The sequence below is a fragment of the Neobacillus dielmonensis genome (assembly GCF_000612665.1).
Classification (GTDB): domain Bacteria; phylum Bacillota; class Bacilli; order Bacillales; family Cytobacillaceae; genus Neobacillus; species Neobacillus dielmonensis.
In genome coordinates, this window is the sequence record NZ_HG942077.1 from 21,689 (window position 1) to 44,010 (window position 22,322).

Below are 22,322 nucleotides of genomic sequence, written 5' to 3' on the forward strand. Positions count from 1 at the left end.
GATCTAAAAATTAAATTCCTTGTGCCATATTGCTCCCTGATGATTTGGGTCCAAAGTTAATACTCTTTTTAACTCCTCTTCTGCTTCCGCCAGTCTTTTTAAACCAATAAGACCAAGTGCTCTCATATAGCGGCAATGGATTTCATTTCTTTTTTTCAAATCATCCTCAAAAACTAGGAAGTCTGGAAGAGATACAGCAAAATAATCAATTTTTGGTTTTTCAAATAAATGCCTTTCCCCATAATCAATCAATTTATTAAATTTACGTTTTGCTTGCTCAGGGTTCTTTAACTTCCACCAGGATAATCCTTGATAAAATATCATATCTGGCGGGGCATCATTGTAATACATGGCACTTGCTGGTTCATCCATTCCAAGTGTAGCTTTAGTAAAACAATCCTCTGCTTTTTGCTTATGGTTCAAACCTTCATATGCACAGCCAAGATAATAATAAATATTATTTTCTTGAGCCCCTGCCAGTTTTCCTTCTCCTAAGTTAGGTGGATACACAAGGGCTTCTTTCAATGATTGAATGGCCTCATCGAATCTTTGTACCGAAATGAACTTCCTTGCGAGTTGAATATGGGCAAGGACATATTGCCCTGTAACCTTGCCTTCCCCGCCTTCCCATGGATGGAAGTTGCGCTTATCCAACAACTCGATTGCTTTTTGACTGTGTCCTTGTAAATTTAATAGACTGATATATTCCTGATAAAGATCATCTCTTTTTTCTACAACAGATAAGTAGCGGTGCAAATGCTCAAAACGATCTTCTGGGGCAAACCCTAACTTCTTGTGCAACTGGTCCAATTCGAATAATACACGTGCATCCGATTGGTTTAAAGCAAATGCTGTTTCTAATGAAGCCAGCGCTCTTTGTGGGTCATTACAATTATTATAATAAGCGAGTGCTAAATTACGGTGAACTGTCGCAAAATTTGGATTTGCTTTCCTTGAGGCTTCCCAGTGTACCACTGCCTCCCGATACCGTTTCTTATCATAAAGCAAGTTACCTAAATAATAATGTGCTTTATCATCTATTGAGTTTGAACCTATAGCTGCTTCCAATACTTTCATTTCAAATAAAGTATTCGGAAAGCAATAATCAGAATTTGACAGATTACCGGCTTTTCGATAGTTTGCCGCCTGTTCTTCGTCATTTAGCTTGGCATATAAGTACCCCAAACAATAGTGTAGGATTGGGTACACATCACTATGTTCATTCGGAACCAATCTATGAAGGACTTGTATCGCTTCATTATATAGGCCCGCACCTTCGTAATCTTCTGTTAAATGAAGATAATTTTGGATATCGTCACGCATTAACCTGCGAAGTTCTTCCAATACTTTTTGTGCCTTCTCTGTTTGCTCTAACTCCGAATAGATTAAGTACAGTTCGTTATATGCGGCAAAATCGGCGATATCGATTTCAAGTGTTTCCAGCGCGGACTTTTTAGCATCCTCTAGCCGATTTAGCTTTCTAAGGATTGCAGTTTTTAAATGACGGCCCATTAAATTGCCGGTATTACGGCAAAGAGATTTTTCAATTAAATCAAACGCTTCTTCCAAATATCCCTGCTGTACCGCAATTTGCGCCAGCGAAAAGTAGCCAGCATCCTGCCAAGCTGAGGACCAAATAGACTTATAAAATGCCGCAAATGCTTCTTGTAATTTTCCTTGCAGTTTAAGTGATAACCCAAGCTGAAAGTACGCTTCCGAATCATACGGGTTGGGATTTCGCCCTGTCAACCTTGCTATGGCCGTTCGGAAATGTTTTTCACTCTCCGAGAATAAACCTTTTCGCAGCAGTAATGTTCCATAGGCTACATTAATTCGTATATCTTGAGGATCACGTTTCAACCCTTCTTGATAATAATCCTCAGGATTAAAGGTAGCATGACGGTATTGCTCTAAATGTAGTCCCGCAAGATATAATTCTTCTATACTTTTTATTTCTTCAGGAGAGGAAATTGGCTTGGCGGCTTCTGGGATTTCCTCAATTTTCTTTTCCTCAGGCTGATAAGAAATAAGCAGTTTTCCATTTCCATCCTTCACTGAAACCAGCAAATCATGCTCCTTCTCCCCTTCTACCAATGGTACTTCTGCATGGAAGATGTTTGTGGGTGATAAACTAGCAGTTTTTTTTAGATAAACATAGTTGTTACTTTTTAGTTCAATTATGACACTGTCAAAAATAGAAGTCGTATAAACGGACACAGAAGCATGGTTTGTAAACTGGTTGATTTCCAAATTAACAGCGGCATCAATCGATGCATTTTTTACCACACCGATTTGTTTGTACGGCATGAAATATTGCTTAAAGTTTTTTTCCTCGTAAGGGTGCAGCCATGAAAAATCTGGCTGGTTGTCAGTATATACTCCTGTCATTAATTCAATATAAGGTCCATCTTCATCGGTTAGGTTTCGATCCCAAGCCTGTCCAAAATCACCATTCCCCCATGTCCATTGTTTTTTCCCCGGGGAGACATGATGATTGGCTACATGAAGTAAACCTGCCTGTTTGGCATGATCATAACCGCCAACGAAATTATACTTCGATTTATATGCCATATAGGAGGTTGGAACTGGTATATTTTTATAACGTGAAATATCGACTCCCTCAGAATAGTCCATTTTATAATACGTGCCAGTTGCAATCGGAAATCTTGATACATCCCGCTTACCGTGATCGAAAACCGCATGGACATCGGGCGGAAAGACCGACTGGGTATGATCATTTACCGAAACGGCTGGATTGGCCCACCACAGGAAGGTTTGGGGCAGCGGTGTCCGGTTATATAATTGTGCGTGTACCTCTAAATATGCTTTTCCTGGATATAAGGTAAATCCAGTTGTTGCCTTCGTTCCATACATCCGATCTATTTCACTTATCCATACGGTTGCACTCCAGTCTCCATTTTCAGCTATTTTATATTCGACAGGTCCAAAGGTATTTGGACGATGATGCTGCGGCCAGTTAAACTCAATTCCACCTGAAATCCACGGACCCGCCAGCCCGACCAATGCCGGCTTAATAACGCGATTATAGTAAACAAAATCATAGTTATTGGTTTTATCAAGCGCTCGATAAATCCGCCCGCCAATTTCAGGCATTATTTCAATATGTAAGTATTCGTTTTCTAAGATGACTAGTTGATAGTCCTGTAGTTTTTTTTCATCCAAAATTTTATCAATGACCGGATACGGATACACTTTCCCAGAGCTCCCTTGATAGACTCTTTTTTCAAGGAACATCGGGTTCTTATCCGGGGTACCAACACCATATGTCGGAATTGCTCTCTTTTCCTCCCAAACACGCACTTTTTGGATCGTGCTTTCCAATACACTCACTCCCCCACTTTGATACTTCCACTTTACAAAGAAAGTAAGTGGCAAACAATGAACAAAGTTCTGATAATGATGGACAATATTCTGATTGCTTTTTAAAATAAAGGAATAGAAGGTTTCCCTGTATGAATAAATGAGGTGCATGAATGGAGATTTATAAAAAGAAGGATGGATTTGAATCGGAGAAACTATTCGTCTTACCTGATTATATTTTAATGGATTTGGTTAAAAATCCTTTAGTTTCTCCATTATACATAACAGACATTGGTTATTTTCCGCGTGCAAAATACCACTATCGTGAAAGACCGGAAGGAATCGACACTTATATACTCATATATTGCAGTGATGGTGAGGGTTGGGTTGACATAAACCACACCAAGCATTTCACACTAAAATCCAATACGCTGATTGTGATTCCTGAAGGAACTCCACACAGGTATGGGGCTGATGAGGAAAAACCATGGAGCATTTATTGGTTCCATCTAAAAGGCAGTCAGGTGAAAGAATTACTGGAATGCTTCGGGTTTGAATCCGGTCCAATTCAACTCCCAATAAGCGGTTTTGTAAAATTCATTGAACTATTTAATCACTGTTTCGATACACTTTCTGAAAAACCATTTTCCTTAAACCACCATATCCATGTATCACAGAGCATAAAATATTTGCTGAGTTCGATTGGTCTTTTATTTACAAAACAAAACAATAATGATAGAAACTTTGAAAATGTCATAAATTATATGAATGATCAAATGGATCGTTCTATGAATCTTCAAGAATTAGCAAAATATACCGGTTTATCGAAACCACACCTCATACATCTTTTTAAAGATGAGACCGGATATACTCCTATCGATTATTTTTTGAGAATGAAAATCAATCGTTCCTGCCAAATGTTAGACCTAACTGAGTTAACGGTTAAGCAAATTGCTCTATCAGTTGGAATAAAGGATCCCTACTACTTTTCTAGAATATTTAAAAAAGTTATCGGATATTCTCCTACTGAGTACAGAAGCATTAAGAAAGGATAAAACAAAGTCCCAAAGAGAAACTCTTTGGGACTTTGTTTTGTTTTTATTTCATTAGCTCCTGTGTTAATTGAATTAATAGTTTCGCTTGGTCTTCCTTGATGTCCTTATTCGTTTTGGCCTTCAATTGGTTAATAAAGGCATTTAACTGGCCATCTCTGGCATTCTTGTTGCCTTGTTCTTGGGATACCTTAGCTGCGTTCAGTTTAGCAACATAGGAATCTAACACTTTACTGTCGCTGCCATTTTGCGATAGGAACAATCTAGTAAGTCTTCCTAAGCTGTCAAAGTCAACCGCTACCTTGATTGTGATAGATTTGGCTGAGCTGTTTCCGGCGACATCGGTTGCTTCTGCCTTAAAGGAGTGGCTTCCTAAACCAAGTTCATAAGCTGGCAAGGATACATCCTCACATGTAGAAGAGGCGATTCCAGATAAAGCATCGGCTGCTTGACAGGTGATACTAATTTGCTGGTCCACTGTGAAGACAGCGCCGTCTTCAACGGAGAAAGTAATCTCCGGACCTGTTTGGTCAATATTGAACGAAACTGACTTTTTCGGTTCAACATTTCCGGCGTTATCGACACTCCAGTATTCCAGGACATGTTTTCCATCTTGATTAACCGTGATGGTATTTTCTTGCTGCTGGCCTGCACCATCTAACGAATAGTAGGTTGCCTTAATACCAGATTGCCAGTCTATTCCAGTCAAATTCACCGTAACCGGACTATGGAACCAGCCTTGTTGTTCCTCACCCGTTACTTCATGTTGGGTGTCCGGCTCTATACGATCCGGTAAGTCCACTACGTCAATACTCGGTACAGGCGGCTTCTCCATGTCTGTTCCTAGGAAGAAACTAGTATGCGGCGGCTGGTTATAACCGACGTTTTGCCATGCGATCGATAAACGATACTGAGGGTCATGCATTAACGTGTAAATACGATGTTCTGTCTCATCCGTTGTCATGTATACCCTTAAGGCACTGCTATCGTCTGTTCTCCAGATAACCTCTTCTCTCCAGTCACCGAACAAGTCAGCCTGAAGGACAGGATTGCCTTTTGTGCTGTTATTGGACTGGGTTCCATCAGCCGTTAAAATGTTGACTAACTTATTATTTTTATAATCCCACTTGTCGATGGTTCCAACACCTGTTTTGCTGGCATCGTCCCATTTGTGGTCAAGCAGTTCACGGGATAGGTCTCCGTCCCACCAGATGGCAAAGTTGCTGGATGGAATGTTTTCAGAGATTTTTTTGCCCTGTGCGGAATAGAGTCCGCCAACGGTACTGTTCCATTCACCATTAATGGCCCATGCTTCTGTTCCCGGATATCTTGGGTCAATGTCGGCTGCCAATCCGCGGCCTGTATCTTCGCCTGTGTATGTGCCCCAAAGGACTTCACCGGTTTCTGCATCGTGCATTTCATAACCATACAAATCACTGTGCTCATGCACGGCGTACACTTCAAGCCCTGGTCGTGTAGGGTCAAGGTCACTCACATGCTGGGCATCTCCATGTCCCAAGCCAGTTGCGTATAAGCCGGTTCCATCATCATCAATGACAGCCGCACCGTAATTGATTTCATCTTTACCGTCGTGATCGACATCAGCAATGCTTAAGTTATGGTATCCCTGTCCTGCATAATCCCCGTTACCTTCAGCGTTCGAGTCAAATACCCATTGCTTAGTCAATTTGCCGTCTTTAAATGTGTACGCGGCAAGCACAGCTCTCGTATAATATCCGCGTGCCATAATGATGCTTGGGGTTTCACCATTTAAGTACGCCACTGCTGCCAAGAAACGGTCCACACGGTTTCCGTAAGAGTCTCCCCAGGCTGCAACATCCCCGCGAGGCGGTTCATAGTCAATGGTATTGATGGCTTTACCAGTCTCTCCTTCAAATACAGTCAAGTATTCCGAGCCTTGAAGGACGTAACCAGAGCTGTTGCGGTGGTCAGCATCGGCTCTCCCAATGACATTGCCTTTACCGTCAATCGTTCCATCCGCGGTTTTAAAGACAATCTCTGCTTTTCCATCTCCATCAAAGTCGTAAACCAAGAATGGTGAATAGTGAGCGCCGGCGCGGATGTTTTTGCCTAAATCAATCCGCCACTTAAACGTTCCATCCATTTCATATGCATCCACATAAACATTGCCTGTGTAACCTGCTTGTGAGTTATCCTTGGAGTTGGTTGGATCCCATTTTAGCACCAACTCATACTTTCCATCACCGTCTAAGTCGCCTACACTGGCATCATTGGCACGGTAGGAATATGGGTCACCAAGTGGAGTTACCCCATCTGCCGGCTTTTTAAGCGGAATATCAAAATAATTTTGGTTCAACACGCTGGTTGTATCTTTCGATTTCCGTTCTTTGCCGTCAATCACTGCACGAATTTCATAAGCGGATTCAGCTTTTCCGTCTTTATCTACATAGTTGGTGCTGGAAGTGATTGGTTGAGAATTAATTTTTTCTCCGTCACGGTAAACGTTAAAGCTGATGCTGTCAGGGTCGGTTCCGAGCATTCTCCAGCTGACAAATACTCCTTCTTTCGTTTTCATTGCAACAGGAGCTCGGTCAAGCTCTTCCATTTGCCTTTTCAGCTTTGTGACCGCAGGTGTTTTTAATACTTTTGATTGTTCAGAAATACCACCTGCGTTAACGGCAGCAACCTTATAGAAGTAAGGAATCGTCGTTAAAACAGTCTCATCTTTGTACGAAGCGGTTTTCGATTTGCCAATCAATTCGAACGTGCCGTTTTCCTTTTTGGAACGATAGACATTGTAAGTAATGGCCCCGTCCACTTGGTCCCAGGTGATGGTCAGGTCATTCTTATTTACTTCGCCAACCTTAAGATTGCTTGGTGCAGCCGGTTTTGGCTGTGCCGGGTCCACCATAGACACTTTAACTGAAAGTGAAGGGTCCGTTTCCACTCCAGCGTTATCGATTGTGGTTGCAACATACTCATATTCCATTCCAACATCCGCCGTTTGATCGGTAAAAGATGTGGTGGTGGAGCTGCCAACTAGGTTGTATTCTTTTGTACCGACAACTTTGCGGTAAACATTATATTTGACCGCATCTTCGACTGCTTTCCAGGATAGAGTGACAAATGGCTTTTCAGCATCTAATGATTTTTCATCTACTTTAAGTTCTGACGGTGCTATTAAAATCGGGGTGATTTCCAATCCGTTCACGATCGCTGTGGAGCCGCCAAAACTAAAGTTCATTTGTCCATCTTTAACAGAAACCTGCGAAACTACCTTTGTCGTATAGTTTTTGCTCGGAGCATTCACATTTCCATAATCTTGGCCTTCAATGGCTAGTGTAGTTCTCGCACTGCCTAAAAAGTCGCCTACATATACTTTTACGGCATAAAGTCCATTAGGTACATCCACATTAAATTTCCATCCAACGTTGAAGTAACCCAACCAGTCACGCAGCAGGTCGCCGCCGGTTCCCCTGTCGCGGCCAATCATACCTGTCGGATCCACGATTCCATAGCCCCGCTGAGGGGTATATGTGGTGGAAAGATTCACACCTGTATAACCTTCAGCCACAGGATTACCTGCAAGCCCAAAATCAAATCTTATGGTTGCTTGTTTTGTTGTAAACTGTTTTACTTCCGATTTTTCGGATTCACCTTTTCCGTTGACTGCAGTCACATATACATCGTAAGTTTTTCCATCTTCCATGCCTGTGATATTTAATCTAGGAATGGTGGAGGATCCTACCAATTTATATTCACTGTCTGACGATAGTTTTCGGTAAACCCTGTAGATATCAGCACCGTCTACTTGTTTCCAAGTTAATAATGCACCGGCATTACTAATACTGCTTACGACCACATCAGCAGGCTTTTCAGGAAGATTAGCCGGCGGTTCAATTCCCGTCACATACTGAGATAGTGGGATATTTAGATTTTTAATCTCATCCGACACTAAACGAGCGAGCTGGATTGCACCGTATTCTTGGAAGTGGGTATTATCCTGTGACCCATTCGGGAATGCGTTATATACACCTGGGTCAGTATATAAAAATACTGAAAGGGTTCCTTCAGGGCCAATCGAGTCATAATAAGCACGGCTTCGCGCACTTAAATCGACTACATCCACATTTAGTTCAGCAGCCACTTCTTTCATTCCCTGAACATATTCCGGGAAGCTGACATTGAACTTGCCAGTCTCCACATTAAAGTCACGACGGCCAACCGGAGTGACTAAGATCGGAGTGGCACCGCGCTGACGCGCGCCGTTAATATAAGTTTTTAAATAATTCTTATAATCGGGCACGGATGCATAGCGCTCTGGTATACTAATCGTTGCATCGTTATGGCCAAACTGAATTAAGAAATAGTCACCCGGCTTGATTTCATTCAGGATGGCGTCTAAACGTCCTTCATTGATGAAGGATTTTGTGCTTCTGCCGCCAATCGATTGGTTCTTGAATGTAATATCCGAGCTGAAAAAGCGGGAAATCATTTGGCCCCATCCGGCTTGCGGCTGCCAGTATGCATCATATGTCTGGACCGTTGAATCACCTGCGATATAGACAGTTGGCAGCTCGGCAGCCAATCTCGCCGGTAGTTTCTCAATGATGATTCCGTTTACCTTTGGACTGGTACCGGTAAATTCAAAATTGAGCTGCCCATCTACTAGTGATATCTCAAATGTCCGTTCAATAAATTCACCTTTTACGATGTCAGTGTTTTGAATTTTCTGTATATTTTCAGCCTTAACGCCTATATTGGCAGTTTCATTCGCATCACCTGCAATGACAGTCACAGAATAATCACCATATGGTAAATCTACGTTAAAGGAGGTCTCAGTTGTTGAAATAAAATCTGATTTCAAGGGGTCTGCTGTGTTTCGATCTATTGAGGTTACCTTGGAGATATCAGCAAAACCGTAGCCTGTCTCTGCTGAATAAGCCGTTTCTGAAGATACTTTGGTGTAGCTGTCTTTCACCGGACTGGTAGGTGTGCCAAAGTCGAATTTTTTCATTACAGTTGATTCTTCCGCCGATACTTGATAAGGTACAGCGGGTATTGCTGTAATGATTAATAAAAGACTAAGAAAAATGGCAAAAAACCTGTTTGCTTTTCTTTCTTTCATTTGAACTGTCTTCCTCCCCTGCTAAAATAAAAAAGTTTTTTTTCAAAATCTCTTATTTTTCTCCTGAAAATCACATCCTTTCCAGCACTTGGTAACGTTTACAATGTGTATATTAGCTCTATGGACTATTTTCAGATAGAAAAAATTCAGTTATTCTTGTTTAAAAATCAGAGGTTAGCAGAAAATGGTAGTTTTTACTCACTACTAAATAAGTCTTTAGTCTTATCGTAGATAGTCATACAAGGCTAATAAAAACTAGATTGGTTCAATTCATTTGTTCCGGAATGTTGTTTAATAAAAAAAGAAAAGTAAGGAAAAATCTCACTTTTCCCCCACTTTCCTTTTTGCAACCTGAGAACACTTTTTCTAAACTAATGCTAATTGTTTTCCTGCCTGCACTTCGACAATTTTGCCATCCACACTCAGCCAAATAGAAATTGCATTTGGATTGTAAACAAATGTACTGTCTGCTGAAAATTTTAGGTTTGTGAATGCCTTCATATAGTCTACAATTTCAATGTTAGTCGCATACCAGATATCACTTCTATTGCTTATAAACTCACAAAAACTTTCTATCAAATCCCAATTTTGATCATTGTCAAACTCATAGCTATGGCCCCAGACATACATCATGTATAAGTATTGTTTTTTATGGAGCTGGACAAATTCCTCTGCCAGATTCATTAAATCCCGTTTATGATGGCAGGTTGGATTCCATTCGTGAAAATCATCCGGAATCGAAAAACTTCCTGTACTATGGACAGTTCTCGCGTATTCAATCCCCAAATAAGGCAGCATTTCTTTGATTAATCGATTATAAGAACCATTGGGATAGGATAGGCCTCTAACCGTATATCCCGCAATTTTCTCCAAACTTTTCCGGTCTTCGATAACTTCCTCAATGATTTGTTCCTTTGGCGATCTGGCAACGGTCGGATGTGTCACTGTATGGGTTGAGATTTCGTGTCCCTTATACAGCTGCGCGACCTCCTCATGGGGAATCCGGTCCCCAGTCCCAAATAGCCCGGAATTAATATGAAACGTACCCTTAATTCCATTTTCATTAAAGATTTCGACTAATTTTCTATCGGCCGCCCTGCCATCGTCGTAACTCATGGTTAACACCTTATGTTTTCCTTCAGGAAAAGTCATGATCACTTTAGGCATAACAATACCTCCCATTCTATTAAAATCAATCGCAATCAAAGCATCATTTATTTATTGATAAAGTTTTAACGTCACAGGTCCAATCAATCCGGACTTCACGGACTCGTTGGCATATTCGTTTGCCTTACTGTTCGTAACAATTAATTTTATACTCAAGTGCTCGTTCTCTATATACGGGGTGATATCAAAAAGATATGGACTCCACATCTTTACTCCTGCGGTTTTCCCGTTAACGATTAATTCCGCCAGCTCGCAAACCTCACCTAAATCCAATTCAGCTTTTTTATATTCTTTTATCGAATCAACCGTCACGTTAGACTCATAAATAGATTGCCCGGAAAAATATTTCATCTCTTCAAACTTAGTCAAAGAAACCAAGTCTTCGAGTGGTTTTTCATGACAGAAAGGATTGGTTACAGTCCAATTGTCGACATGCACATTCATCTTTGGCTTAGATTCTGTATACCCCTTTGCAAATGATGGCGTTCCATCTGGGTTTACACAAATAATGGCCGACTCCCGGCGCTGCAAGGAAAGCTTTAACCTTGTATAGGTATCATCCGCTCCCTTAATCTCCAATGCCTCTATACTAGAATTCCAAGCGTCCCATCTTTCTAGTGCGCCATGGCACTTCACAGCCAATTCACCCTCTATGGCATGGTCGTCTTCATTCACTAAAACGTAAAAATCAATGCCTTCTTTTACAATATGGGTAACCCGTAACCCAGGATTATTCGGTGTTAAATAAACATCACGGGAAAGGACACGATCAATTGCGCCGATTACGCTGTTATAGTTAAAGATTTGGATGACATTGCCCGATAACGGAAGATTGTTCCTTCCAGGATTATAAACAATCACCTTCCCGCCGTTTTCAAGAAATAAATTGAGTTTATTGACGAGGTCATTTGAAACGAGCTGTTCAAGATTCTCAATAATAAGAACCCGATAATTTTGGTTTTGTATTTTCACTTTATTTTCCTCAAAAATACAATCTTGAAGAAAAAGTTCTTCTTCCAAATAATTAAATTCAATTTGATTCGTATAAAACGGTTCGGCAATTTTCCATGGAAGACGATCCTCTTCGCATAAAATGGCGATATCCGTTACATTCGTGCATTCACTTAACAACCAGGACATGCGTCGTTCGTAATCTGCAATACTTTTATAATATTTCCACCATGCGTTATGTGGACCATTATCCGGTGCCCGTTCATTTAGCCGTTCACCTTCAATAGAATAATAGAATGCATGGGGATAAAGTTTATTTACCCCCCGAACGAACAGCCAGTCGACAAACCATTTCATATCATCTACTGAAAATTGCCATTGATGCCCGTTTGGACCGCAGCAACCAAAAACCTCGTTGGCATTACGCGGCAAACCGCGATGCCGTGCTGCATCGGATGAACATTTTCCTAAAGTACTGTCCCGTCCTGTGATTCCTTTATTATCTTCTGGACCAACCCATCTCCACACCAAATCTTGGCCTGGCAGCTGAAAGTATTTTAAAAATCCGATATCGTCACTTGTTTCCGGATGTCCTGTCAATTGGATGCCATGACTTTCGCACCATTCCGAAATCGGCAGGTAGTATGTTTCTTGAAGCCGTTTATTGACAGTCTTTTTAAAGTTTCTTCTCTTAATGTTTGTGTCAGATCCAATGTCAAACCATAGCGATAACAAATCGGTGCTTTCATTTCCGTGTTCCTGATAATAGTCCAAAAAGCCGATCGTCCATGGCTTAATTTTTTCAGTGTCGACACAACGCCCAATCACACTCGGTTCATCGGTGAACATCGCTTCGATCGTATTCCCAAAGTACTCCTTCAAGTGTTCATAATAAACATCGTGGGTTACACGGATAAACTTTTGCATGGCATCGGGATTTAATAAGTCCCCCGCCGGCGGTGCTCCAGGCTCACCATCATCTTCCCCTAAATGGATCCCGCGCACCGTTCCTTTTGAAAAAGTAGAAATAAGGGATACAACGGACCAATCACCTGGTTCGGTCGGTTCAAACGAAACTGTATTGTTTTCAACTTCCAAAGAAATAATGGATTGGGGATCAATTTCCTTTTCTCCGACAAATTTCACAGCAACCGCTAGTACAATCTCCTCGTATTCCTCTAAGCTTTCTTGAATGTGGATATATCCGCTTGCAGGGTGCAACGACATTCTTAAGCCCCGTGCGGCATACTCCGGATTATTTTCAACTACCTTGCCATGAGCCGACCCGGATGGATACATACCTTCATCATAGATGATCATCTTCATACCTAACCTTGTGGCTTCCTCCATGATAAATTGCATTAAATCCATAAACTTTGGCCCCAAATATTCTATATCCTCTGGTATGCCAATCCGCGGATGGGCAACCACACCAAGAACTCCTTTGGATTTAAAATCATTCAATTGTCTAGAAATCTCTTCTTTCGTAAGATCTCCATTTAAAAACCAAAAGGGAAAGACAGAATACTCTGCGGATGGGTTATGAAACTGTTCTCTTAATTGTTGTAATTGGCTCATTTGTTCACCTTCTTTTGTAAAGTTATGTTCTCAGGAAGTTCTACATTTTGGCAGTTTTCCGTTATGATATCTTCTTCCGACTCGATATGCAGCCTGACATTGGACATTTTCCAATCTTTTATATTCTTTATGTATCCAGCACTTTTTGCGTATATTTCAATATCATGAAAGTTTACATGATGAATCGGCTTTTCCAAAAATGCAGCAACGGCAAACGCTATCTTTGCATTCGATGCTTGCAAATTAAAAATTTCCATGTTTTTAAATTCAGGGATTCCCAATTCGGGAGGATCAACTTTTTTAGAGAGTACTTTCCAATGTTCAGGAACTTCTCCGTTATAATCTTCAGGAATTTCACAGTAGCTATATTTGGGATGCCAGTTTAATTCAAAGATTAACGGATGTGCCACTTCTGTCATTTCAATGTCATGAACTTTGATATTTTTAATTAAACCGCCACGTGTTTTGGCAGATTTTAGTCTGAATCCGTTGTTTGTTTTATTTGCTTTGATGTTATAAAACTCAATATTTCTGATGTCTCCTGAGGTTTCACTGCCAATCGTGATCCCTTCGCCATGTCCGAGCACACAATCCCTGACTATAACGTCTTGACATGGACGTTTCACGCGCAGCCCATCATAATCCCGCCCAGCCTTAATGCACAAATTATCGTCATTGCAGTCAACAAAACAATTTTCGACCAATACATGTTCCGATGAATCGATATCGATTCCATCTGTGCTTGGTCCTTTGCTTTCCGTAATAGTTAAGCCGTTCACTTGAATATGATGGGAGTAGCAAATATGAACGTTCCAGAATGGGGATCGCTTTATAGTTAATCCAGTTAGTTCCACTTCACTGGATTCATGAACAATGATCATGCGCGGACGCTTACAATCATAATCGACAGCCCAGCGTAAACCCTGTGCTTCGTAATCCTTACGCATCCCCCCCAGTTTATCCTCTCCCCAATACTTATTCCACCAATACTCCCCCTGCCCATTCAGAAGACCTTTCCCTGAAATTTTGACATTTTTTTGATGGAAGACATTAATGAGCCCGGCTGGCCAATTCATTTCTACTCCGGCAACGCGTGACCACATTTCCGGATAGGCTGTTTCATCCACAATTCCCCGAATTTCCACACCTTGATCTATTCTTAATTCCACATTGGATTTGACAAAAAGAGAGCCTGTTAAATAGACTCCTGGAGAAAAAACAACTACTCCTCCTGCTTCAGCTGCCTTATCAATTGCACTTTGTATCGCCTCGGTGGCGCGGGTTTTGCCATCGCCTATTGCTCCATAGTCGTGCACATTAAAGTAATTATTCTGCATGTACTTTCTCCCTCAAGAAGTTCTCGAAACGGTTCACAGCATCGCCAATTCCTATGACTTTGAGGCAGATGCTTGTATTCTTTCAACCTTGGTAAAAGCAAAAAATGCTGACCACATTAGAATGACTGCTGATACACTGCCAATATATAGCGGAATCAACCCAGGGATTGTCGTCATGATAAGGTAGATGGCCACACCGCCAATCACCATCAAACCAGTTGAAAGCGGATTGAATAACATAATGTACAACGATGTTCTAAATACCTGAAGTACCTTAAGGTCATAATGTACAAATGTGGGAAACACATAACACAATGTTAAGATATATCCTAAGCAAATTAGTAAAACGGGATAATGCAGTAAATTGATAAACCCGCTCGAACTTTTAAGCAAATGTACATCAACATATAAGAAGTACCCGAGAACCACAACAATTAGCCCGAGTAGATTACTTTTCATAAAGTCCTTTTTGTAAGACTCCCAGAAAGTCTTAAACACAGGAACATCAAAATTCCCCATTAACATTTTCCTTATGACGACAAACATGGCTATAGTGGCCGGAAAGAATCCAAATACCACTAACCCCGCAACCGAAAATCCAAGCCATAAGATATTTATTAGGGCTAATTTCATAATCCATTCGGAAAGTTTATATAGCGCCCCTGTAAGCCCATTCATTTGCATAGAAACTACCTCCTGTTAATTGGTAAGTAATAAAAACTATTTATTCGTTACCGTTTGATAGCATTGTAGATCTTTAAATTAGAATATGCTGCTTTCATTGGCGCCATTTGCCGGAACCCGATCTTTCCTCCTCCGTAAACTGGTCCGTACATAGAACCATCATCTTCCCATTCAAGTACCTGCAACTCATTTATGGAAAACTGAACGATTCCTTCATATTTTATTAATTTCATATGATAAGGTGAAATAGCATCCTCTACAGGTGGCAGGGGATCTGCTGCCATTGCGGCTAGGTGGAAGCCATAGCTTTTCCGCAAATTACAAGTACGAAAGGCTCGCTCATCTGCATGTTTATGCCTAAAATAGGACAGGTGCAAACAATTGATGGAACCCGAATGATATTCAGGATACTGGCCATGCCTTGCCGGCAGACTCGGATCAAACAGATCTTCCCCGTTTCTTCCAGTTGCCGCGAAAAAAATCATACAAAGACCCGGTTCCCTGATTGGACTAAACTCCCACTCAATCATAATTTTGTCTGTAAAGCTTACAGGACACCAATATACCCAATGAGAATTGTCCCCGTAGATTTCAGGGTCTAATTCGTTTTCTAAATGTAATCGATTACTTTCAAAACCAACCTTAGCCTCACCCTCCAAAATCCAATTCGAAATATCCTGGGGACTTGCCAAGGGATTCGCATAGAGACATTCGCCTTTTTCAAACCGGTTATCGTTCATAACAAAAACCTCCGCTGATTAAAAGGATGATGTACTTTTAAATTAATATAAAGTGTTAAAAGTTTTCCTACAACCATACTTTTTTGTCATTACCATATTTTTCTAGACCATCATTCATTCTAAAAAAAAGTGATGGTTAATGCATTAACCATCACTCCCTGCTTTATATTGATTGGCATCTTGATTAAGCTTTCGGTATTGGCTGGGGGGGATCCCGATTTGCTTTTTGAAAATCCGGTTGAAATAACTATGTCGGTACCCCACACTCTCGGCAATATCATTTATTTTCATATCAGAATGAATTAACAAGTCCTTCGCCTTATCCATTCTTAATTGTGTTAAGTAATCAATAAAGTTAATACCGATAATCTGTTTAAAAGCTTTACTGAGCGTGTAAGGGTTTGTTCCAACATCATCGGCACAACTTTCTAACGATATATCTTCCATGTATCTTTCCTGAATGGTGATGACTACCTTTTCGACTACACATTTTAGTTCCATATTCAATCGGCTCTCAAGCTTCTCAATGTAAGGGCCGATAACTTCTGTTGTAAACCATGTCACAATATGATCAGGATCACGGATTTTAGAAAGTTCATCAATCATGTTTTTTCCATTAAAAAGGCCAAGAGGATCGATTCCAGAATGCAATATCTCATGTTGAATACTGCTAAATAGCTGAATCACAGCCTGCTGTATAAATATCTCACTGATTCCTTTACTAATAAACTCTTGAATAAATTTATTAATTAAAGCTTCCATTTCTTCCACTTGTCCCATCCGAATCGCTTGGATGATTTCTTTCTCAATGGCAAACGGGAATTGAAAATTTGCATTTCCCGCATGCTTGTGTTTTCGCAAATCGATAATTTGATTGCTATTTTCATAAATGCGGAAACGATTTCCTGTTTTAACATCCTCAAATATATAAGGCACTTTCTTTAAACTATTGGTTTTATCACTGATTGTTATAGTTACATGCATATTAATGATCCGATTGACTGCTTCCGTGACATCTGTTGCAAATCGCTCCAACTCTTCTTCAATCGCATTTTCAGCCGGATAGATGACCAACATTCCTACCGAAAGGTCTGAGAACTTAATAATATTAAATTGTTGAAATGTTTTTTGGGCTAATTCTTCCATAATATTAGCAGTCATATACGTAACTACTCCATGATCTTTAGCGATGGAGCTTTCTTTTGAACCAGATGTACCAGTGAGTTGAAGCTCAATAGCAATAAAATTCTGATTTTTCACTTTCCACCCATAGGTTTCCATTCGTTGACGCAATTCTTCTTCATGATAATGATGTAAATCTCCTTGAACAAGTTGATAAATGAAGTTGCCCTTTAATTCTGTTAATTGTTCAGAAAGACGGTGTTGAAGTAAATTACTTTTTTGCGACAACTCTGTCCATTGCTGCTCGATAATGGAAAAAGCATCCTTACCAATTATTTTCCAATTTTCTGTATCCTCATCCACAAAGTTTCGCAGCAAATTCCGGATTGGCGCATAAATTCTCTGAGAAGTAATCCATGACAAAATAATAGCCAGAAGAAGCGCCGAACCACTGATTATCATAATTAATCTTGAAATAAATACGATTGGTTCTGTTATTGAATTCATTGGTGAGGCAGAAATATAGGTCCATTTTGATGTAATTCTTGAAAAATGACCATATGAAATCAAATAGTTTATATGATTATATTCAAATTGAAATGAACCACTTTGTTTCTCCTGTTTACTCAATTCTTTTTTTAAAACACTAATAAAGTTGGATTCCCCGGTACTGTTTGAAGAAAGAAGTAATTGATTATTTTCATTTAAAAGGAATGTTGCACCATGGTCATACGGAGTAAGTGTTTTTAATAGATTGAGAGCTTTCTCATGATCAATTGTAACGATAATAGCCCCAAATGGTTGTTTATTAACGATAGGAATATCACTGACAAAAGCCAGATTAGGCGTTTTCTGTCCTTTAGGCGGTGGCAATTCCTCCCAGTGGAGATTCGTTCCTTTTTCTGAAAGCATATTATGATAAAATTGATTCTGTTTTTCATTTAACACATTGTATTCCTTGTCAAATAGAATCGGTTGATTGAAATCCAAATATAATTCAGCTTCACCTATCAAATTATGGCTTCCTTCTAATAGCAGCAAAGTTTTGGTTATATCATATGTTTCAGAAAACTGCTTCACAAAGTCTATACTTTTTAAATTTTCTCCAAACCGAGGTTCAAATGCCCAATGGGAAGTGTATTCCTCTATGTACTTAAATTGTTCATCAATATTTTTTGCCCGCTGTATAGTCTGGCTAGCATTGGATGCCCGGAGTTCATCCTCCACTTTGCCGACAGCGAACCAATAAATTCCTAAACCAACAATAAGCCCAGGTATACTAGTAATTAGCAAGATGAGAATAAAGCTGTTTCGATGATAGCTTCCGTTCCATAAATGTTTTATTTTAGCAATCATGTTTGCATATCCCATATAAAACACTCCGTGCCTTAGTATCATTTCTATGATTAGTAATTCTATTATGTCATATCTACAAACAAATCGAAAGCGCTTTAATGAGAAATTTTTATGACTCTTCACCCAAAAACATATAAATACAAATATTTTGTCCTATAAAAACAGACAAACAAAACTTTTCTCCCGTTTTTAAAAAGCAAATAAAGACTAGTTTTTAATGGACCATATGATCCATTATAAACTAGTCTTTATTCTTCAAACAGACGAATTTATTATCCTTTTACAGATCCCAACAGCATTCCTTGAGCAAAATGTTTCTGCAGGAATGGATAAACGATTAATATTGGCAAGGTAGCAACCACTACAACAGCCAATTTCAAGGACTGTTCAGGCGGGGTTACATATGCACCTGCCTGCGCGGCAGTATCCGTCAGATTTCCTTGCGATAGAATAATAATTTGCTGAAGCAACACTTGGACTGGCCACTTCGTGCTGTCACTTATATACAATAAGGCATGGAAGAAATCGTTCCAGATTCCAACCGCATAAAATAAGGTGAACGTAGCAAGCACAGGTGTTGATAATGGTAGAAGAATCCGCCAAAAAATTCCGATTTCTGTACAACCATCCATTTTGGCAGCTTCCTCTAATTCATTCGGAATGCCCTGGAAGAAGGTTTTAACAATAATGAGGTTAAAGGGATTAATGGCTCCTGGCAAAATTAGTGACCAATATGAATCTAACAATCCCAATGATTTTACAACAATGTAAGTCGGAATCATTCCACCACTAAATAACATGGAAAAAACAACTAGATTCAAAAACAAGTTTCGTCCTAATAAATTTTTTCTCGATAACGGATAGGCCATGGTAAAGGTAAAAAACAGACAAACTATTGTTCCAACTAAGGTGACACCTATCGATACCAGTATACTCCGCGAAAATGTCGCAGTAGAGAAAATATATTTATAGGCATTGAGGGTGAATGTTTCCGGCCAGATGAAAAAGCTTCTCCTTGTTAGTTCAGCCTCCGTTGCAAATGACCCTGCAATGATATAAAGAAATGGCAGAATCATTAGAATCCCAATGATTCCCAAAATAATTACGTTAAATCCATCAAATACGCGCCCTGCACGTGTATTATGCATTTTTGGCATTGACATACGCCACACCTCCTTGATGATACACCATTAAAAGATTCCTTCTTCTCCAAATTTCTTGGCCAGTTTGTTTGATCCCAACACCAAAATGATTCCAATGACTGATTTAAATAAACCGACGGCCGTACTATAGCTGTACGCTCCTTGGGTAATTCCGACAAAATAAACATATGTGTCAAAAACGTCAGCAACACCGCGGTTTAATGAGTTACTCATCAAATAAATCTGTTGGAAACCAGTGTCAAGAAAACGACCTAACTGCAAAATCAGCATGACGATAATGGTGCTTCTAATCGCAGGCAATGTGACATGCCATAACCGCCTAAATCTTCCGGCACCGTCCACAATCGCTGCTTCATATTGCTCTTTATCAACGGCTGTGAGCGCTGCTAAAAAGATAACCGTTCCCCAGCCAGTCTCTTTCCAAATGATTTGGAGCATAATTAATGGCCGAAACCATTCAGGAGCAGAGAGAAAATCCATCTTCCTGCCATAAATTTGTTCAACGATCTCATTCACGACACCGCCGCTAGTTGTAAAAAAGACATATGTAATACTGGCAATGATAACCCAAGACATAAAGTGCGGCACATAGATAAAGGTTTGCATAACTCGCTTATAGGAATTGCTCCGCAATTCATTTAGCAATAACGATAAGATAATCGGGGCCGGAAAGAAAAACACTAAATTTAACACTGCGAAGATGGCCGTGTTTTTCAATAACCTAAAGAAATCCGGGTTTTTAAAGAAGTTGGTAAAGTTATCAAAACCGACCCATTCACTTCCAAACACTCCTTTAAATGGTGAGTAATCCTGAAACGCAATGACCACTCCCCACATTGGAAGATATTTAAAAATGATAAAATAGGCCAACCCTGGGAGCAACAAGACATACAACCATTTATCCCTTATGATCCGTTGAAGCGGAGAAATGCTGGACTTTGCTTTTTTTGACGGCTTGGTTAGGGTGCCTAATTCCGTTTCAGCAGCTTGTGCATCAGCTCTTTCCATTGTTCCACTCCTTCCATTTTGCATATTTTCATCGGTGAATTTTTTTAAAACAGGCAGCTAGCGATAACTGCCTGTTTCTTTCAAAGCTTACTTTTTGCTTTTACTTTTGCTTTCTTTGTATAACTTATTGATTTCATCAGTGTAGTCGTCCCCACCGGAAGATTTCCATAATTTTATGGCATCTTTGAAGCCTTGTTCATCAATCTGACCAACGATGTATTTAATACGGGCATCATTGATAATATTGTCCAACTGCTGTCCTTTTTGAGCATACACTTCTGAAAGCAATGATGCTGCAGGATTGGCTACAACAATCTTTTCATTGTCTTTAATGATTTCTTTTTCTTTCACTTGAAGTGGAGTATAGTCAGCATGCTTGAAGTTCTCTTCAGGTATACCTGGTATGAATTGGTTAAGGTCTTGGAATTCAGCAAATAGCGGATCTGTTGATGTAACAAGCGGTGTAAATTTGCCGTTCTCCATTTTATAATGGCGACCTTCCACACCTGCATAGGCAATGGTCTGTGCCGGTTCATTATTCAGCTTATCAAGGAATGACAAGACTTGTTTTAATTCCTTTTCAGTTTTAACACTTGATTTCGGAATTGCCAGCATACCACTATAACCGGCAGTTGGCAGGTTATGAAGTCCTTCCGGTCCTTCTACCGCTCCCATTACATCCACAACATCTTTTAATTTTGGATCGATCTTTTCCATCGCAGTTTGATTACGATGTGCTTGGTCTAAAACGTTAACAATTAGTCCAGCCTGTCCATTTTGGAATGGTACGTCCCATTTTCCGGAATCCATTACAGCAAAGTCTTGATTGATTAATTTTTCGTCATACAACTTTTTAAAGAATTTCAATGCATCCATATATTCTTTTGTCATAAAGTCCGGCTGGAGCTTGCCATCTTTAGTGAGGCCCCATTTATTAGGTGCACCAAACCATGTTTGCATCACATCGAATGGGCCGGTGTATTTTGAAATCACCATACCGTAAGTATCATCTTTACCGTTTCCATCAGGATCGTCGTTTGTGAAAGCTTTTAAGACATTATAAAAATCGTCAATCGTCTTAGGCTGTTCTAATCCCAATTTATCTAACCAATCTTTTCGGAAATAAATGCCGGTTCTTCCCAGTGGCCGTGCCCGGTAAATGCCGTAAATTTTTCCATCAATTGCACTGTTTTCCAAGGTGATTTTATTTGCCTTGCTTAAATTTGGATAGTCTTTTAAATATTTTGTTAGATCCCAAAAGGCATCGTTGCGGACAGCGCTTACAAAACTTGGAAGTTTATCAGGAATCATAATAACCTTTGGTAAATTGCCGGAAGCTAATGTTACGTTTAACTTGTCATTATAAACTGAATTCATTACATAGTTTACAGTGATATCGGCCCCAGTGTATTTTTCAAGTGCCTGTAATGCTGGACTGTTGTCTGTAATCGGTGTAGTAGAAAAAGCCGTTGTCATGATCGTGATATTTGGTTTTGACGTTTTTTCTGCTTTGGCCTTTCCACTTGTTTCAGCAGAATCATTGCTGCATCCGATCAGGGAAGATGCCAGCAATACAGTTACTGCCGGGATCGCAGCCTTCTTTCCTAATGATTTTTTTGATTTTTTCATTTAAATTCCCCCAATAAAAAATAGTGAATAAAATCGCCACATTTTCCAGTTACTGATTCGCCCACATAAGTGAATAATTTGTCGTAACTGTGTCCTGTATAGTT

The 22,322-nt window shown here is 39.9% G+C and carries 12 protein-coding genes; 1 reads left to right on the top strand and 11 read right to left on the bottom strand.

Annotation, left to right across the window (positions count from 1 at the left end; genetic code table 11):
• Positions 1-3 precede the first annotated feature (3 nt).
• Positions 4-3,342, bottom strand: a complete 3,339-nt coding sequence (locus BN2425_RS17980) for a DUF5107 domain-containing protein (RefSeq protein WP_042462350.1) — start codon at positions 3,340-3,342, stop codon at positions 4-6.
• Between the two features lie 152 nt (positions 3,343-3,494).
• On the opposite strand from BN2425_RS17980, the gene BN2425_RS17985 reads away from it, so the two are divergent.
• Positions 3,495-4,376: an AraC family transcriptional regulator gene (locus BN2425_RS17985; protein WP_042462352.1), complete on the top strand. Its 882-nt coding sequence runs from the start codon at positions 3,495-3,497 to the stop codon at positions 4,374-4,376.
• A gap of 43 nt (positions 4,377-4,419) precedes the next feature.
• Here BN2425_RS17985 and BN2425_RS23460 read toward each other — a convergent pair whose 3' ends face one another.
• The 10 genes from BN2425_RS23460 to BN2425_RS18035 all read right to left on the bottom strand — a co-directional run bounded on the left by BN2425_RS23460 (position 4,420) and on the right by BN2425_RS18035 (position 22,218).
• Positions 4,420-9,483, bottom strand: a complete 5,064-nt coding sequence (locus tag BN2425_RS23460; RefSeq protein ID WP_074433086.1) for a rhamnogalacturonan lyase family protein — start codon at positions 9,481-9,483, stop codon at positions 4,420-4,422.
• A gap of 366 nt (positions 9,484-9,849) precedes the next feature.
• Positions 9,850-10,650 carry a polysaccharide deacetylase family protein gene (locus BN2425_RS17995; RefSeq protein ID WP_042462354.1) on the bottom strand — a complete coding sequence of 267 codons (801 nt, stop codon included), beginning with the start codon at positions 10,648-10,650 and terminating at the stop codon, positions 9,850-9,852.
• 51 nt (positions 10,651-10,701) lie between these two features.
• Positions 10,702-13,179: a glycosyl hydrolase gene (locus tag BN2425_RS18000; protein ID WP_042462356.1), complete on the bottom strand. Its 2,478-nt coding sequence runs from the start codon at positions 13,177-13,179 to the stop codon at positions 10,702-10,704.
• Positions 13,176-14,516 carry a glycoside hydrolase family 28 protein gene (locus BN2425_RS18005; protein WP_042462358.1) on the bottom strand — a complete coding sequence of 447 codons (1,341 nt, stop codon included), beginning with the start codon at positions 14,514-14,516 and terminating at the stop codon, positions 13,176-13,178. The genes BN2425_RS18000 and BN2425_RS18005 overlap by 4 nt, the downstream gene beginning before the upstream one ends.
• Positions 14,517-14,567: 51 nt before the next feature.
• On the bottom strand, positions 14,568-15,200 hold the full coding sequence (locus tag BN2425_RS18010; RefSeq protein WP_042462361.1) for a YesL family protein: 633 nt from the start codon (positions 15,198-15,200) through the stop codon (positions 14,568-14,570).
• Between the two features lie 47 nt (positions 15,201-15,247).
• Positions 15,248-15,940, bottom strand: coding sequence for a DUF1961 family protein (locus BN2425_RS18015; protein WP_042462363.1), 693 nt, complete (start codon positions 15,938-15,940; stop codon positions 15,248-15,250).
• Between the two features lie 144 nt (positions 15,941-16,084).
• A complete protein-coding gene (locus tag BN2425_RS18020; RefSeq protein ID WP_052352947.1) occupies positions 16,085-18,433 on the bottom strand; it encodes a helix-turn-helix transcriptional regulator in 2,349 nt (782 codons plus the stop codon).
• A 257-nt stretch (positions 18,434-18,690) separates the two neighbouring features.
• Positions 18,691-19,575 (bottom strand): carbohydrate ABC transporter permease, encoded by an 885-nt coding sequence (locus BN2425_RS18025; protein WP_042462461.1) that lies wholly within the window; start codon positions 19,573-19,575, stop codon positions 18,691-18,693.
• Between the two features lie 33 nt (positions 19,576-19,608).
• Positions 19,609-20,589, bottom strand: a complete 981-nt coding sequence (locus BN2425_RS18030; RefSeq protein ID WP_042462366.1) for an ABC transporter permease — start codon at positions 20,587-20,589, stop codon at positions 19,609-19,611.
• A gap of 87 nt (positions 20,590-20,676) precedes the next feature.
• On the bottom strand, positions 20,677-22,218 hold the full coding sequence (locus BN2425_RS18035) for an extracellular solute-binding protein (protein ID WP_042462367.1): 1,542 nt from the start codon (positions 22,216-22,218) through the stop codon (positions 20,677-20,679).
• Positions 22,219-22,322 lie beyond the last annotated feature (104 nt).